This is a genomic window from Flindersiella endophytica (assembly GCF_054779015.1).
Map to the genome: position 1 here is coordinate 50,535 of NZ_BAAGYY010000034.1, position 14,512 is coordinate 65,046.

The window sequence follows — 14,512 nt, forward strand, 5'->3', positions numbered from 1 at the left end:
TCGAGGTGTTCCGCCTCGTTCACTGTCGTACGTGTTCGGGGCGGACGCCGAGGCCGATCATCCGGCTCACGAGCTTGCGGACCACCGGCACACCACCGACGGGGATCGGTGGCTCCGGCGGCTTGGTCGAGGTCGGTCCGTGGCGCAGCGTGCGTTCGACGCCGAAGCGCTGGATGAACCGCTGGAACGCCTGCGTCACCACGGCCGGCCACCGCCGGCGGCGCTGGACGGCCGCGAGCGCGCGTTCCGGCACGGCAACGCCGTCGTTCTGGTACGCCAGCAAAGCGCCGGTCAGCAGGTTCGCCGACGCGACGGCATCCTGCACCGCGAGGTTGATGCCGATCCCTCCGACCGGCGACATCGCGTGCGCCGCGTCGCCGATGCAGAGCAGGCCAGGCACGTGCCACCGGCGCAGCCGGTTGATCCGTACCTCCAGCACGCTGGCCTGATCCCAGTCGGTGAGCTCGCCGATCCGGTCGCCCAGCTCGGGCACGCCGGCCCGGAAGTCGCTGTGCAGCTTGGCGATTCCGGCCTGCCGGAGCGCTTCGTAGCCGCCCTTCGCGATCAGCTGGGCCACCTGCCAGTAGGTGTCGCGCGGTATCAGGACGTACGCCGTCCCCGGGCCGAGCCGCAGGCCGATCGAACCGATCCGGTCGCCGGCGGCGCGAGAGACCCGGAACCACAGCACGTCCAGCGCGCTGCCGAACTCGCGAACCCGCAAGCCGGCCGCCTGCCTGGCCATCGAGGTACGCCCGTCGGCGGCGATGGTGAGCCCGGACCGCACCTCGAGGGGCCCGTCCGGCCGCTGGACGCGTACGCCGGTGACCCGGCTCCCGTCGCGGAGCAGGTCGACCGCTTCGGCGCGGCGCAGCAGGCGGAAGTTCGGCAGCTGCTCGGCCGCGCCGGCCAGCATGTCGAGGAGATCCCACTGCGGAACCATCGCGATGTACGGGAACGGGGTCGGCAGCGTGCTGAAGTCGGCGATCGTGATGCGCCGATCGCCGATCGCCGTCTCGGCCTTGGCCACCTTCTCGTACGGCAGCTTCGCGAACGCCTCGGCGAGGCCGAGCTCGTCGAGCACCTCCTGGGTGGACGGGTGGACAGTGTCGCCGCGGAAGTCGCGCAGGAAGTCCTTGTGCTTCTCCAGCACGATCACGTCGACTCCGTTGCGAGCGAGTAGGAGACCGGCCATCAGCCCGGCCGGGCCGCCACCGATCACACAAGCAGTGGTCTGGAGCTCCATCGCGGACCCCTTAGTAGACGTCACCGTTCCCTATCGACTCTCACGTTAGCTCGTGCGTACAGGGAACGCAAGCGTCTACTATCGGGCGTTGTGACGACCACTCGCCGGCGCGGTCGCGCCCTCCTGCAAGCGATCCACGAGGCGACGCTCGCCGAGCTCACCCAGGTCGGGTACGCCCGGCTGACGATCGAGGCGGTCGCGGCCCGGGCGGGTACGGGCAAGGCCGCGCTCTATCGTCGCTGGCCGGCCAAGCGCGAGCTCGTACTCGACGCGCTGCACGCCGCCCTCCCTGACCTGACCCTGCCACTGGACGAGGCGGCCGACCTCCGCGAGGCGCTGCTGGCCTGCCTGACCAGCATGAGCGACGTTCTCGCCGGGCGAACCAGGTTTCCGCGTGCCGCTGTGCTGGTGGAGATGCTGCGTGAGGCGGAACTGGGCGAGCCGTTCCGGGACCAGCTGATCGCCGGGCGGCTCGGGCTGGTGCGATCGGTGCTGGAGCGAGCCGCCGACCGCGGTGAGATCGACCGGTCCGTGATCACGCCGCTCGCCCTCCGGACCGGGCCGGCGCTGGTGCTGCAGGGTGTGCTGATGACGGGCAGCCCGCCGCCGGCGAGCGAACTGGAGCAGATCGTCGACCAGATCGTGCTACCGATCCTGCGGCCGAAGCTCTAGAAAGCAGCCCTGACTCCGGGTCGGCTGCTGCTGCCGGTGATGGCTGCCGTGTTTGTTCGCAGCCGGGGGCCTACGGGTGTCGCGGGGGCGCGCGCTGACCGTACCTGTTAATAGGCCTTCGATCGGCCGATCGCGGACACCCGCATAATGCGCTATTCCGGACCGAATTGGCCGTAAATGCGTCTGATCAGCTGAGGTCGTCGCCGTCTTTGCCCCAGGGCAAGAAGTCCTTGTCCTTGGAATGCGACCAGTCCTTGTCGCCGCGGGTGTTGCGTACGGATCCGACGATCATCGCCGTGATCATGGTGATGACCGCGATGGCGGCGACTACCGCCACCACGATGGGGACCACGGACCAGCCCATTTACTTCACCAATGTCCAAAAGACGGAGGTCCAGAATGCCAGCGATACCGTGAATGGGGAAGCAAGTTTCCGAAATTTTGGCCAGAACCAGACAACCTTGCATTTCCGGAATGCCCCGAAGGTGGTGGGTAGCCGGAGCGTAAACGGGGTAGCGGACAGTCGTGAGCGACTACCAGGTGAAACCGGTCCTGGACGCCGGAAAGCTGTGGGCCGGCGGCTTCGCCACGGCTGTCGTCGCCGCGCTGGTCGCGATCGTCGGCATCGTGCTGTGCCGCGGCATCCTCGACATCCCCGTGCTGCAACCCGACGGTGACGGTGGCTGGGACACCGCCGACATGGTGACGTACGCACTGGCCGCCGCCGCGATCGCGCTGCTGGCGACCGGGCTGATGCATCTGCTCGCGGTCGGAACACCCACGCCGACGCGGTTCTTCGGCTGGATCCTCGGCCTGGCGACGCTGATCGCCGTGGCGCTGCCGCTCGGGCTCTCCGACCTACTCGACGTCACGGCGGCCGAACTCGCCACCGCGATCATCAACCTCGCGATCGGGCTGGCCATCACGTTCCTGCTGCTGGGCGTGGCGCGGAGCTCGATGACCTGGAAGCGGCGGGAAGCCCAGAGCTAGCTCACCGGATACTGGTCTGGTGCTCGACGACATCCTGGCCAGTGCCGTTGTCTACGCGATCCCGATGCGCAGCCGGTTTCGCGGCATCACCGTTCGCGAAGGCGTGCTGTTGCGCGGCCCGGCGGGCTGGGGCGAGTTCTGCCCGTTCGACAACTACGACGACGCGGTTGCCGCCCGCTGGCTCGCGACCGCTCTCGAGGCGTGCACGTCCGGCTGGCCGGAGCCCGTCCGCGACCGCGTGCCGGTCAACTGCATCGTGCCGGTCGTACCGCCCGAGCGCGCGCACACGCTGGTCACCGCCGCCAGGTGCCGTACGGCGAAGGTGAAGGTCGCCGACCACCCCGGCTCGCTCGCCGAGGATCAGGCCCGGATCGAGGCCGTCCGCGACGCGCTCGGCCCGTTCGGCCGGATCCGCGTCGACGCGAACGCCGTGTGGGGTGTCGACGAGGCGGCGCGGACGCTCGGTGTGCTGGACCGGGCCGCCGGCGGTCTGGAGTACGCCGAGCAACCGTGCCGGACGTTGGAGGAGCTGGCCGCGCTGCGCCGGCTGGTCGACGTACCGATCGCCGCCGACGAGTCGATCCGGCTGGCAGGGGATCCGTTGCGTACGGGGGTGCGGGACGCGGTCGACGTGGCAGTCGTCAAGTGCACGCCGCTCGGTGGCGTGCGGCGTTCGCTGCGAGTCGCGGAGTCGACCGGGCTGCCGTGCGTGGTGTCGTCGGCGCTGGAGACCAGCGTCGGGCTGGCCGCCGAAGTCGCGCTGGCGGCCGCTCTACCTGACCTGGACTACGCCTGCGGGCTGGACACGTTGTCGCTGCTGGACGGAGACGTGGTCGGTCACGCCGAGGCACTGCGATCGGTGGAGGGCGAGGTTGGCGTCCTGCGCAGCCCGCCCGAGCCGGACCCGGATCGCCTGTCGGAGTTCGCGATCCGAGACGGAGAACGTGAGCGGTGGTGGCGAGAGCGGCTGGCCAGGACCGCCGCCCTGCTCTAGACGGGCAGTCGTCCGGCAGTACAGCCGATCAGTCGTCGGTGTCGGGACGCCACTTCGGGGTCGTCGGCTGGCCGCCCTTGCTGGTGAGGAACTCCTTGACCGCGGCCTTCACCGTGGAATAGGGCACCTCGGCCGAGGCGGGGAACTCCGCCTTGTTGCCCTGGTAGGAGTAGAAGACCAGCCCTTCGGCGTCGCCGCCGACCGAGATCAGGCCGTCCGGCGTCTGCGGGCCGTCGTAGGTCAGAACGCCCTTGTCGCCGTCGATCCCGACCTGCAGCAGCGGGCCGTCGTCGGCGTCGTCGGCCAGGCCGACCAGCATCAAGAGGGCGCCCTTGCCGGACACCTCCTTCTGCACCCGGTCGAGGACCGTGTCGACGTCAGCCGGCGTCGACACGACGGCGTCCCCGTTCGGTGCGCCCGTGTAATTCACGAAGAGCTTCATCTGGTCTCCCCGGGGATAGCCCTGAATCCCGATACCCTGCGATTGATGCCGTTAGCTCCGCGAGTGTAACGGTTGGCAAGCTAACTGACCGGGATGCGGTACGTGAGTTCGTACCTGTCGCCGGGGAACACGATGTCACACGTCTCGACCGGGCGTTCCCCGGCATAGTGGGTGCGCTGGATCAGCAGGATGTACGACCCCTGCGGCGACAGCTCGAGCGCCCGCACCTCCGGTGGGAGCGCGGCCCGGGCCGTCACGCGTTCGAGTACGTGCGAGATGTGCACGCCGATGCTGTCCATCCGGGCGACCACCCCGATGATCGGACCTTCTTCCGGACGCGCCACCGCGCTGCCCGCGGTGAGCTCGAGCGGTTCCCAGGACGTCGACAGCTGGATCGGCTCACCTCGTACGTACGGCGCGGACGGCGCGGAGGTCCCGGCGGCGGCGCCGGTGGCTTCGGTGGATGCCGAGCCGGCCGCGAAGTAGCGGTATTTCGTGCACATCACCGGCGCGCCGAGGTCGATCTCGAGCCGGTGCGCGACCTCCGCGCTCGCCTCGATCTCGCCGCTGGCGAACTCCCAGTCGCCGTGCTGGCCGGAAGCAGTGGTGTCGCTGGCGAACGGAGAGGTGCTGAAGGAATTCGTCCGGGAATATCGGTTGGCACTGTCTCTGATGATCCGGCGAATTTCTTTGACGAAACTTCCCTTGCCTTTTCTGGAGACAATCAAGCCTTCGTTCCGCAGCACGTTTATCGCCATTTTGGCGACAATTCTCGAAACGGAATAGGAGCGCATGAGCTCGGTCTCGGAGGGCAGTTTGGCGCCGGCCGGCAGGCTGCCGTCGAGGATCAGGACACGGTAGTCCGAAGCGATCTTGAGGTACGCGGGCGGTCCGACCCTGCGCCCCACAGCAGACCTCCATTCATCAGACCGCGCAAAGACTGAAATATCCCCCTGTCAGCTTACTGACTTGCCTGCCGTCTCAACATCCCCCGAACAGCATTGACATGCCGTTGACGCACTTAACATACTAGGTATGTCAGGGAAAGGGATGGGCGTCGCGCTTACAAAGGCGGTAAATTTCCGCGACGGCATCGCGAAAAGTCCGACCTGTTCACCCCGAGAAACGAAGCTCCGAGGCCGCACCCGCGACGTGGGTTCGTGTGGGTGAGGGAGCAGCGGGGGAGGAGGCAACGTGATGGGTGCCTGGAGAAGGCTCAACCCCGTGGAGATTGATCGTTCCAAGCTCCCCGAGCAGTGGGAGGTGATCCAAGAACCGGTTTCCGGACACTACGCCGTCGTGGGACGTTCGGGACCCGATTCCGTCGATGTGGTCGTGCGGATCGACTACGCCGTCGGGCCCGATGGGCTGGACATCCGCTCGATGATCGGAACCGCGATCGCGGTCGGCATGCAGAACGTCGTCCGCAATCACCGGAAGGCCAACCCCGGCTAGCACGAAACTGATGCGGCACGCCGTCGGCGCCCGCGCGCCGATCTTTGATGCGACCTGGGCGTACGTCATAGGATCTTGTCTGTGGAACGTCGACCAGGTGTGCCCCGATTACTACGGGAGATCAACGACCGGGCGGCGTTCGACCTGCTTGTTTCCCGGGGACCGCTGACCCGTTCCCGGCTCGGCGAGCTCACAGGGCTGTCGAAGGTGACGGCCGCGCAGATGCTCGGCCGGCTCGAGGAACGCGGGCTGGTCACGGTCGTCGGCGCGCAGGCGGGGGCGCGCGGGCCGAACGCCGCGCTCTACGCCGTCCGCCCGCAGGCTGCCTATGTCGCCGGCCTGGAGGTCGGGCCGCACGGTGTGACCACGGCCGTCGCCGACATCACCGGACAGGTGCTGTCGGAGGAGACCGTCGACCCCAACCGCGGCGACGCGCCCGTACAAACGGTGCACAGCGGTGTGGCCGGCGCGTGCCGTGCGGCGGGCATCAAGCCGTCGGAGCTTCGGGTCGTCGTGGTCGGAACGCCGGGCGTGATCAACCCCGAGACCGGCGACCTGGAGTTCTCGTTCGACCTGCCCGAGTGGCACGCCGGCATCCGCGACGCGTTGACCAGCGACCTGCAGTGCCTGGTCCGGATCGAGAACGACGTCAACCTGGTGGCGGTGGCCGAGCGTGCGTACGGCGCCGCCCGCGACCACGACGACTTCGCCCTGGTGTGGGCCGACCGCGGTGTCGGCCTCGCGATGCTGATCGGCGGGCGGTTGCATCGTGGGCACTCGGGCGCGGCCGGCGAGCTGGGCTATCTGCCGGTGCCGGGAGTGCCGCTCGCGGAGGACGTCCGGCGCCGTCCGGGCCGGCTGCCCTCGGTGTCGGGTGGCCTGGGTGCGCTGGTCAGCACCGAAGCAATCCGCGAGCTGGCCGACTCGCACGGACTCGCGGGACCGTCGTCGGTGCAGGAGATCGTCTCTCACGCGATCGCGTCCGGCGCCGCCGAGTTCGTCGACGACCTGGCGCACCGGCTGGCGTTGGGCGTGGCCTCGGTATGCGTGATCCTCGACCCAAGCCTGGTCGTCCTCGCGGGCGACGTCTGCCGTGCGGGTGGCCCCGACCTGGCCGGCCGAGTGGAAGAGGCCGTGGCCCGCATCTGCCCGATCCGCCCCAACGTCTCCGTCACCGCGGTCGAACGCCGCCCCGTGCTGCTCGGCGCCGTGGACGTGGCGGCCGAACAAGCCCGTGAGGACCTCTTCACCCCGTCCTGAGCCCTCGCGCCGGAGCCTGGCGGCGCGGCTACCGCTCCGCGCGCGCGAGCCGCTCGGCCTGAGCCACTTGCGACTCCAGGTTCTTCGCGAGGTCCGCATAGTCGTCTGCGAGCTTTCGCACAGCTGACAGGCGCTTGGCGTCCAGATCGCGAGCTCTGCGCTCGAAGCCGGCCCGCTTGCTTTCACCTCTCTGCCGAGCGGCCCGCCTGCGGAGGAGGGCGGCGCGCTTCCGAGCGCTCTCGGCTCGCCCTTGTTCCTTTTTGATGCGATTGAACAGAGGGATCTCCGCGTCTCGCAGCCTGGCTATGCCGTCCCGGATCTTTTCCGACCTCGACATCCCGACCTCCCTGGAGCAGCCGAGCCGGTGCCTACAGCAGCCATCGTCGCATCCAGCCGAGCGTTCGAGCCTCTCTTCAGCGAAGCCGTCGCCGCATCCAACGCCGTGCGGCGGCCGGCCGCCCGGTACGCGTCAGCGGGCGGCGGTGAGGAGTTCGGCGGCGGCCTGGGCGTTGACGAGGGCCGAGCCGTAGGTGGCGATGAAGCCGCCGCAGCGCGGCCGCCAGTACGGCAGGCCCATCTCGACGAGGTACGCGTCCGGCCGCTGCGCGAGCAGCGCCGAGACGAACGTCTGGTTGTCGGGGTGCCGGTGCGCGTCTCGTACGACGATGACCAGTCCGCGGTCCTTCGCCCGCGCGATCACGCCCTCGGCGGAGTCCGTCGCCGGGTCGAGCCGCAGGGCGCCGGCGAAGAACGGCGCCAACCCCCACGGCACCGTGCCCACGGCGATCGTCGGTGGTGAGTCGACTTCGACGACCAGCGGATCGACCAGACCGAAGCCGCCGGCGTGCGATCCGGAACCGTTCCCACTCACCTGGATCGCCCGGCGGGCCGCGGCCAGCCCAACGCCGTCGGCCCGCTCACGTCCCGACCCGAAACCGTCGGCCGAACGCAGCCACTCGCGCAGAGCGCCGACCCGGGAGGCGGCGTCCTCCAGTCGCGACAGCGGCAGCCAGCCCTCCTCGACGCCAGTCACCATCGCGGCCACGATCGCGGCCACGTCGTCCGGAGTCGGCAACGGGCCGAGGCAGATCAGGTCGCTCCCGGCGGCCACCGACAGCGCGCAGCCGCGGGCCAGCCCGACCCGTTCGGTAATCGCTTTCATGTCCATCGCGTCGGTTACGACCGCTCCGGTGAAGCCGAGCTCGTCCCGCAACAGCGACCCCAGCGCCGCCGATGACAAGGTGGCCGGCTCCGCGCCGGTCAGAGCGGGCACCCTGACGTGTGCGGTCATCACCAGCCGTACGCCCGCCTCGATCGCGGCCCGGAACGGCACGAGCTCGCGTTCCGAAAGTTTCGACAGCGGAACGTCGACGAGGGGTACTTCCAGGTGGGAGTCCTGCCGGGTCGCGCCGTGCCCGGGAAAGTGCTTCACGCTCGCCGCCACGCCCGCGCCCTGCAGGCCCTCGACCGCCGCGGCGGTGTGCCGTGCCACCAGGTCGGGCGAGGTGCCGAACGCGCGGATGCCGATCACGGGGTTCTCCGCCTCGGAGTTGACGTCCGCACTCGGCGCAAAGTCCACGTTGACACCAAGCGAAACCAGGTCGGCACCGATCGCGTGGTAGACCTCGCGGGTGGCGGTCACATCGTCGATCACGCCGAGCGCGGCGTTGCCGGGATAACGGCTTCCGGTGCGGTAGGTGATCCGCGTGACGTCGCCGCCCTCTTCGTCCAGGCAGATCAGCAGCTCGCCGGACGAACGCAGCGAGCGCGTGAGCGTGCGCAGTTGGTCGTCGGTCTCGATGTTGAAGCCGAACAACGTCACGCCGGCCAGTCCCTCGTCGACCCGGCGCAGCACCCAGTCGGGAACGGACAGGCCCTGAAAGGCCGGCAGCAGCGTGCCCAGCGCGAGCCGCTCAACGGAGTTGACCACGACTTATCCTTTCACCGCACCGGCGACCAGGCCGGAAACCATACGTCGTTGGACGGCCAGGAAGAAGACGATGACCGGAACAGTCATCAACGTCGATGCTGCCATGATCGAGCCCCACTCTGTCGCGTCCCTGCCAAAGAAGTACCGGAGAGCGACCGGCATTGTGTAGAGGCCGTCGTCCTGAATCAGCGTGAGCGCGAAGATGAACTCGTTCCAGGCCGTGATGAACGAGAAGATACTGGTGGCGACCAGTCCGGGAGCCACCAGCGGGAACAGGATCCGCCAGAACACCTGCACCTGGCCGGCACCGTCGATCGCCGCCGCTTCCTCCAGTTCGCGAGGCACGGCGGCCACGAACGAGCGCAGCATCCAGATCGCGAACGGCAGTGTCAACGCGACATTGACGACGATCAGGCCGGCTAGCTGGTCATACAGGCCGGCCCGTTTCACCATCAGGAACAGCGGGATCACCAGCGCCTCGGCCGGCACCATCTGCATCACGATCAGCAACAGCAGGTAAGACGTGCGCAACCGGAACCGGAAGCGCGCCACGGCGGTCGCTGACAACAACGCGAACAGTGACCCGGCGACCACGGTGCCGAGCGCGACGATCAGGCTGTTGCTCAGGTAGACCCAGAACGAGTGGCCACCAACGCCGTCCTCGAGTACGGCCCGGAAGTTCTCCAGTGTCGGATGCGCGGGCAACAGCCGCACGTCGGGTCCGAAGATCTCATTGCCTGGCTTGAGCGCGGTCGACACCATCCAGAAGACCGGGAAGACCGAGGCCGCGAACACGAGTACGCCTGCCAGGTTGAGCGCGATTCGCTTGTACGCCACGGGTTTGGCCATCAGTCCAGCTCCTCCTGCCGCACGATCTGACGTACGTACACGGCCGTGACGACGAGCAGGATGAGCGTCAGGATGATGGCGATCGCCGAACCCATGCCCATCTTCTGCGGCACCTTGAACGCCTCCGCGTAGCCGTAGAGCGACAGGTTGAACACGTCACGGTTGGCCAGCGTGCTGCCGGCGAGCACGTACAGCTGCGTGAACACCTTGAAGTCCCAGATCACCGACAGCACGAACAGCACCGCGAACACCGGGCGCAGCAAGGGAAACGTCAGCTGCCAGAACGCCCGCCACGCGCCGGCGCCGTCGATTCGGACGGCCTCGTACAGCTCACCCGGCACCGACTTGAGGCCGGCCAGCACAGACACCGCGATAAACGGGAACGACTGCCAGACCACGGCGAGCACGAGCACGGTGTAGAGCGGCAGCGTGTCGAGCGTCCAGACGAAGCCGGACCAGTCGGACCGGCCGAACAGGCCGCCGGTGAGCCAGTCGGGCAATGCGGAAAGGACCCAGTTGGCGACACCGCGCTGGTCGTCGAACATCCAGCGCCAGATCACCGCGACCGCGATCTGTGGCGTCGCCCAGGCGAGCATTATGCCGATGATGACGAACGTCGACATCTTCCGGCCGAGCTGGTTGAGCAACAGACCCACCAGCGTTCCGATCACCAGCGTGGCGGCGACCGTAATCGCGGCGAACACGACCGTGTTGCGCAGCGACTGCCAGAACAGGTCGTTCTCCAGAACGCTTTGGTAGTTGGCGAAACCGACGAACTCCGGCGGTGAGGCGCCGCGAATCTGCCGGATGCCGACCTTCTGGAACGACATCACCGCCATCTGGTAGAGCGGGTACAGCAACAGTCCGCCGATGACGACCAGCCCCGGCGCGAGCAGGACATAGGGTGTGAGCTTCCGGCCAAGGGGTCGCCTTGGCCGGAAGCCCAGCGAAGCAGCAGCCATGTGGAGGAATGCCCTTTACTGGTTAAGCTTCTACTGGTTGAGAAGCGTGTCCATTTCCTTGGCCGCGTCCTGCACCGCCTGGTCGGCGGACTTCTTCCTCTGCACGATGTCGCGGACCGCGGTCTGCAACACCGTCTTGTTCTGGTCGACCTCGACCCAGTTCGGCGACGTCGGGTAGCCGCGTGCGACGGCGAAGGCCTGCGCGTACGGCGCCAGCTTCGGGTCCTTGGTGTAGGCGTCGGACTGCAGAAGCTCGGTGTACTCCGGCAGCAGCCCGGAGATCGGGGCGTACTTCTCGACGTACTTCTTGCCGGCGATCAGCTTGACGTAGTCGAACGCCACATCCTTTGCCTGGCTGTCGTTCCAGACCGCGAGGTCGTTGCCGCCGGCGAACTGCGGTGCCGGGCCGCCGGTCTTGGCCGGCAGGGCGAACGTACCGACCTTGTCGGCCAGTTCGGGCTTGCCCTTCTTGGGATCGGTGATCTGCGCGATGCCCCAGGAGCCCTCGAGGTACATGCCGACCTTGCCGTTGATGAAGTCGCTCTGGATCTCGACGGAGTTCTTGCCGGCGTACGCGGCGGGCGAGACCTTGGACTTGGTGACCAGGCCGGAGTAGAACTCGATCGCTTCCTTGGCGGCGGGCTCGTCGACCTTCGACACCCACGTGTCGCCGTCCTTGGTGGCGATCTCGCCGCCGTTGCCCCAGATGAACGGTGCGATGGTGTGGATCGCGTCCGAGCCACCGTTGATGGCGAAGCCGGCGGTGCCCTTGCCCTTGGCGGCCACGATCTTCTGCGCTGCGGCCTCCAGCTCGGTCCAGTTCGTGGGTGTCTTGATGTCGAGCTCGTCGAACCAGTCCTTGCGGTAGTAGACGACGCGGGCGCCGCCGAGCCACGGAACGGCGTAGGTGCCGCCGTCGAGCTTCTCGTAGCTCCAGAGGTTGTCGGGGATGCCCTTGGCCTCGTCCCAGGCCTCGACGTTCTCGGTGATGTCGGCGAGTGCGTCCTGACCGGCCCAGGTGAGCACGTCGGTGTTGCCGATCTCGGTGACGTCCGGGCCCTTCCCTCCGGCCGCGGCGGCCGACAGCTTGTCGGGCACGTCCGGCCAAGCGATCCAGGAGACGTTGACCTTGACGCCGGTCTGCTTGGTGAAGTCGGCGTTCACCTCGTCCATGAACTGTTTGTGCGGATCGGTCGGGTCGCCGAACCGCCACACCGTGATGCTGGCCGGCTTGTCGCCGCCCGCCGAGCCCTTCTTGCCGGGCTGGTTGCTTGTCGTGCCGCCGTCCCCGGAACCGCAGCCGGCGGCGGCCAGGCCGAACGCCAGGGCGGTCGCAACGGCCGCGATCTTCACGAGCTTCATGTGCCTCTCCCTAAGCAGCTGAGCCCTCATGCGTGAGCACAGTGACCGACAAACTAACAAGAAACTTTCTTGTTGGATAGTGCTGTGATCAGATCGCAACGAGAGTGAGGGCTTTCGACCCGAATCTGGCGGCGGTCCCGCGGCCTGTAACCGGCGCGTCGGCCATGCGTCTGGACTGCAGGGATCGGTGGATTCGGGTGCTACTGAGGGGATGTCGTGGCAGATGACGACGAAGGCTCCGGAAAGTCGTCTCTCCGGCATCCGGTGATCGTCGCCGCGCTGATCACGGCCATCGGTGGACTTCTGACAGCGGTGATCGCCAACGTGTCACAGATCGAGGGGTTCGTGAACCGCCTGTATCCGGACACCATCACCTACACGGTCGAGTACACCAACACCGGAACGGCGGCCCAGAGCGATCTGAACCTCAGCGCCACGCTGCCCGCAGGGCTCGACTACGTGGAGGGCACGACCTACTACCGCGAGCTCAGTGGCGACGGCGACTGGACGCACATGGGCGACTGGATGACCAGCGGCACTGTCTACTTCAAGACCTTCGAAGCCAAGCGGTCGGTGGCCATCGCGTTCACCGCCAAGGTCTCGACCAGGGAGTACCACACCTGCGGGACGGACGGAGTGAAGGTGAAGGTCACGAGCACCGACAAGGCGGCGGTGTCGTCGTCTGTTCAGATCTCCGCGACCTGCCAGTAACGCGCCGGAGCTATCCGGTGCCGGTGACGTCCAGCATGAAGCGCTGCGCCGGGCTCAGCCGCTTGTACGTCTCGACGCGGAGGTAGGCCTGCTGGTCCAGCTGTTGGGGCAGGTGCCGCAGCGCGAAGTAGGAGTGCATGGCCCGGCGTGGCTTGTCGGTCCGGTTCTTGGTGCCGCCGTGCCACAGATGGCTGTTGAACACCACGACCGTGCCGGCCCTGCCGGTCAGCTGGATCTGGTCGGGGTGCTCGTCGGCCGGGTCGGCCATCTCGTCGCCGGGCATGGTGCCGCGCCGGTGTGAGCCGGGCACGACGCGTGTCGCGCCGTTCTCCGGTGTGAAGTCGTCGAGCAGCCAGATCGAGTTGCAGACCTCGTACGCGCCCGGCTCGACCGGATGGCCGAAGTCGGCGTGCAGCGCCTGGTGTCCCTGGCCCGGCAGTGCCGCCCGGCTGTTGAGAGACGACAACTTGAACTCGCCGAGCACGTGCTTCATCGCCGCCAGGACGCGCGGGTGGCTGAAGCACACCTCGAACATCGGGTCCTTGTTGATCAGGTCGGCGAGGCGGTCGGCGCCCTTCTCCTGGTGAACTTCCAGGCCCGCGCGGTCGCCCTCGGCGGCGGTGAGCTCGGCCATCCGTTTGTTGAACCCGGCCACCTCCTCCAGCGTGAGGATCCCCTCCAGCGGCAGGAACCCCATCGCGTCGAGGTGGTCCTTCTCGGCCGGCGTGAGCAGGTCGTCGGTCACGCCGAGGTCGCGAAGCGCGGTCGCCATGTCCATGTCATCCGGGTCGCTCATGCGCAATGCACTCCTTTACAAGGTGCACGAATCGATGTCAGCATCGCTCTGACGTACCTGGAAACCAATGCAGAAGGCGACAGCGCTTATGCACAAATCGCCGAAGCTGCTGAGCGCCGGCGTCCACACCGCGGGGCCCGGCAAGGACTTCCCGTCGCACGCGCACACGTCGTGGGAGCTCGTCTACTACGTCCGCGGCCGGATCACCTGCCCGATCGGCGACGAGACGTACTCCGCGACGCCCGGCACAGTGCTGCTCACGCCGCCGCGTACGTGGCACGCGGAGCTCAGCCGTACCGGCTACGTCAACCGCTTCCTGCAGGTCTCCGCGCCTGCCGGGTGGCCGTGGCCGCGGCTGTGCTTCGACGACGGCGAGCGCAGCCTGGGCCGGGTGTTCGACGCGCTCGTACGGGAGATCAACCAGCCAGGTCCGGACTGCGCGGAGCTGTGCGGCCTGCTGATGGGCGAGCTCGACCTGCGACTGCGGCGGGCGGCGGCGGCCGGCGCCTCGCCGGTGACGGACGCGGAGCAGCTGGTCGGGCAGGCGGAACGGCTCTTCGAGGAGCGCTTCGCCGCGCGCGTCCGGATCGCGGAGGTCGCCGCCGAGCTGGGGCTCTCGGCGTCCTCGCTGCGCGCCTATTTCGTGCGCTACCGGGGGATGAGCCCGCGCGCGGCGCTGCAGGGCGTCCGGTTGCGGCACGCGCTCGGCTACATCCGTAACTCCACGTTGACCTTGCAGGCGATCGCCGAGCTCACGGGGTACGACTCGGTGAGCCACCTCAGCCGCCACGTGAAGGCGGCGACGGGCTCGGCACCGGGCGCGTTGCGCGCGGGTACGTTGTGAGG

The 14,512-nt window shown here is 68.0% G+C and carries 17 protein-coding genes; 7 read left to right on the forward strand and 10 right to left on the reverse strand.

The window, feature by feature from the left end; translation table 11 throughout:
• Positions 1-19: 19 nt before the first annotated feature.
• A complete protein-coding gene (locus tag ACYVF6_RS37730; protein WP_460528783.1) occupies positions 20-1,243 on the reverse strand; it encodes an FAD-dependent oxidoreductase in 1,224 nt (407 codons plus the stop codon).
• A 90-nt stretch (positions 1,244-1,333) separates the two neighbouring features.
• Between ACYVF6_RS37730 and ACYVF6_RS37735 the strand changes: the two genes are divergently transcribed.
• Positions 1,334-1,915: a TetR/AcrR family transcriptional regulator gene (locus ACYVF6_RS37735; RefSeq protein WP_460528785.1), complete on the forward strand. Its 582-nt coding sequence runs from the start codon at positions 1,334-1,336 to the stop codon at positions 1,913-1,915.
• A gap of 187 nt (positions 1,916-2,102) precedes the next feature.
• On the opposite strand, the gene ACYVF6_RS37740 is transcribed toward ACYVF6_RS37735, so the two are convergent.
• Entirely contained in the window at positions 2,103-2,279 is a 177-nt protein-coding gene (locus tag ACYVF6_RS37740) for a hypothetical protein (protein WP_460528787.1), read from the reverse strand.
• A gap of 161 nt (positions 2,280-2,440) precedes the next feature.
• Here ACYVF6_RS37740 and ACYVF6_RS37745 point away from each other — a divergent pair, with 161 nt between their 5' ends.
• Together ACYVF6_RS37745 and ACYVF6_RS37750 are read left to right on the forward strand one after the other, a co-directional pair.
• The gene (locus ACYVF6_RS37745; protein ID WP_460528789.1) at positions 2,441-2,905 is read left to right on the forward strand and encodes a DUF6069 family protein; all 465 of its coding nucleotides are present in this window, start codon (positions 2,441-2,443) and stop codon (positions 2,903-2,905) included.
• 19 nt (positions 2,906-2,924) lie between these two features.
• The gene (locus tag ACYVF6_RS37750) at positions 2,925-3,899 is read left to right on the forward strand and encodes an o-succinylbenzoate synthase (protein ID WP_460528791.1); all 975 of its coding nucleotides are present in this window, start codon (positions 2,925-2,927) and stop codon (positions 3,897-3,899) included.
• Between the two features lie 28 nt (positions 3,900-3,927).
• Here the strand turns inward: ACYVF6_RS37750 and ACYVF6_RS37755 are convergent, their stop codons facing one another.
• On the reverse strand, positions 3,928-4,341 hold the full coding sequence (locus ACYVF6_RS37755) for an Imm1 family immunity protein (RefSeq protein ID WP_460528793.1): 414 nt from the start codon (positions 4,339-4,341) through the stop codon (positions 3,928-3,930).
• Positions 4,342-4,421: 80 nt separating this feature from the next.
• Positions 4,422-5,249, reverse strand: coding sequence for a GntR family transcriptional regulator (locus ACYVF6_RS37760; RefSeq protein WP_460528795.1), 828 nt, complete (start codon positions 5,247-5,249; stop codon positions 4,422-4,424).
• 316 nt (positions 5,250-5,565) lie between these two features.
• On the opposite strand from ACYVF6_RS37760, the gene ACYVF6_RS37765 reads away from it, so the two are divergent.
• A complete protein-coding gene (locus ACYVF6_RS37765; protein WP_460528797.1) occupies positions 5,566-5,796 on the forward strand; it encodes a hypothetical protein in 231 nt (76 codons plus the stop codon).
• 81 nt (positions 5,797-5,877) lie between these two features.
• Positions 5,878-7,056, forward strand: a complete 1,179-nt coding sequence (locus ACYVF6_RS37770; RefSeq protein ID WP_460528799.1) for an ROK family transcriptional regulator — start codon at positions 5,878-5,880, stop codon at positions 7,054-7,056.
• A 28-nt stretch (positions 7,057-7,084) separates the two neighbouring features.
• Here the strand turns inward: ACYVF6_RS37770 and ACYVF6_RS37775 are convergent, their stop codons facing one another.
• The 5 genes from ACYVF6_RS37775 to ACYVF6_RS37795 form a co-directional block, all read right to left on the reverse strand.
• Positions 7,085-7,393, reverse strand: coding sequence for a hypothetical protein (locus ACYVF6_RS37775; protein WP_460528801.1), 309 nt, complete (start codon positions 7,391-7,393; stop codon positions 7,085-7,087).
• A 132-nt stretch (positions 7,394-7,525) separates the two neighbouring features.
• Entirely contained in the window at positions 7,526-8,986 is a 1,461-nt protein-coding gene (locus tag ACYVF6_RS37780) for a glycoside hydrolase family 3 protein (protein ID WP_460528803.1), read from the reverse strand.
• A gap of 3 nt (positions 8,987-8,989) precedes the next feature.
• Complete coding sequence (locus ACYVF6_RS37785; RefSeq protein ID WP_460528805.1) at positions 8,990-9,835, reverse strand: carbohydrate ABC transporter permease; 846 nt, start codon at positions 9,833-9,835, stop codon at positions 8,990-8,992.
• A complete protein-coding gene (locus ACYVF6_RS37790; RefSeq protein WP_460528807.1) occupies positions 9,835-10,797 on the reverse strand; it encodes a carbohydrate ABC transporter permease in 963 nt (320 codons plus the stop codon). The genes ACYVF6_RS37785 and ACYVF6_RS37790 overlap by 1 nt, the downstream gene beginning before the upstream one ends.
• 30 nt (positions 10,798-10,827) lie before the next feature.
• Positions 10,828-12,159, reverse strand: coding sequence for a sugar ABC transporter substrate-binding protein (locus ACYVF6_RS37795; protein ID WP_460528809.1), 1,332 nt, complete (start codon positions 12,157-12,159; stop codon positions 10,828-10,830).
• A 216-nt stretch (positions 12,160-12,375) separates the two neighbouring features.
• Here ACYVF6_RS37795 and ACYVF6_RS37800 point away from each other — a divergent pair, with 216 nt between their 5' ends.
• Complete coding sequence (locus ACYVF6_RS37800) at positions 12,376-12,870, forward strand: hypothetical protein (protein ID WP_460528811.1); 495 nt, start codon at positions 12,376-12,378, stop codon at positions 12,868-12,870.
• Between the two features lie 10 nt (positions 12,871-12,880).
• Here the strand turns inward: ACYVF6_RS37800 and ACYVF6_RS37805 are convergent, their stop codons facing one another.
• A complete protein-coding gene (locus ACYVF6_RS37805) occupies positions 12,881-13,666 on the reverse strand; it encodes a phytanoyl-CoA dioxygenase family protein (protein WP_460528814.1) in 786 nt (261 codons plus the stop codon).
• Between the two features lie 88 nt (positions 13,667-13,754).
• On the opposite strand from ACYVF6_RS37805, the gene ACYVF6_RS37810 reads away from it, so the two are divergent.
• A complete protein-coding gene (locus ACYVF6_RS37810) occupies positions 13,755-14,510 on the forward strand; it encodes a helix-turn-helix domain-containing protein (protein WP_460528816.1) in 756 nt (251 codons plus the stop codon).
• Positions 14,511-14,512: the final 2 nt, after the last annotated feature.

Excerpts from the sequence above, each read along its gene's own strand:
- ACYVF6_RS37805 (WP_460528814.1), bottom strand. The coding sequence starts at position 13,666 with ATGAGCGACCCGGATGACATGGACATGGCGACCGCGCTTCGCGACCTC.
- ACYVF6_RS37740 (WP_460528787.1), bottom strand. The coding sequence starts at position 2,279 with ATGGGCTGGTCCGTGGTCCCCATCGTGGTGGCGGTAGTCGCCGCCATC.
- ACYVF6_RS37790 (WP_460528807.1), bottom strand. The coding sequence starts at position 10,797 with ATGGCTGCTGCTTCGCTGGGCTTCCGGCCAAGGCGACCCCTTGGCCGG.
- ACYVF6_RS37730 (WP_460528783.1), bottom strand. The coding sequence starts at position 1,243 with ATGGAGCTCCAGACCACTGCTTGTGTGATCGGTGGCGGCCCGGCCGGG.
- ACYVF6_RS37755 (WP_460528793.1), bottom strand. The coding sequence starts at position 4,341 with ATGAAGCTCTTCGTGAATTACACGGGCGCACCGAACGGGGACGCCGTC.
- ACYVF6_RS37775 (WP_460528801.1), bottom strand. The coding sequence starts at position 7,393 with ATGTCGAGGTCGGAAAAGATCCGGGACGGCATAGCCAGGCTGCGAGAC.
- ACYVF6_RS37795 (WP_460528809.1), bottom strand. The coding sequence starts at position 12,159 with ATGAAGCTCGTGAAGATCGCGGCCGTTGCGACCGCCCTGGCGTTCGGC.
- ACYVF6_RS37810 (WP_460528816.1), top strand. The coding sequence starts at position 13,755 with ATGCACAAATCGCCGAAGCTGCTGAGCGCCGGCGTCCACACCGCGGGG.
- ACYVF6_RS37785 (WP_460528805.1), bottom strand. The coding sequence starts at position 9,835 with ATGGCCAAACCCGTGGCGTACAAGCGAATCGCGCTCAACCTGGCAGGC.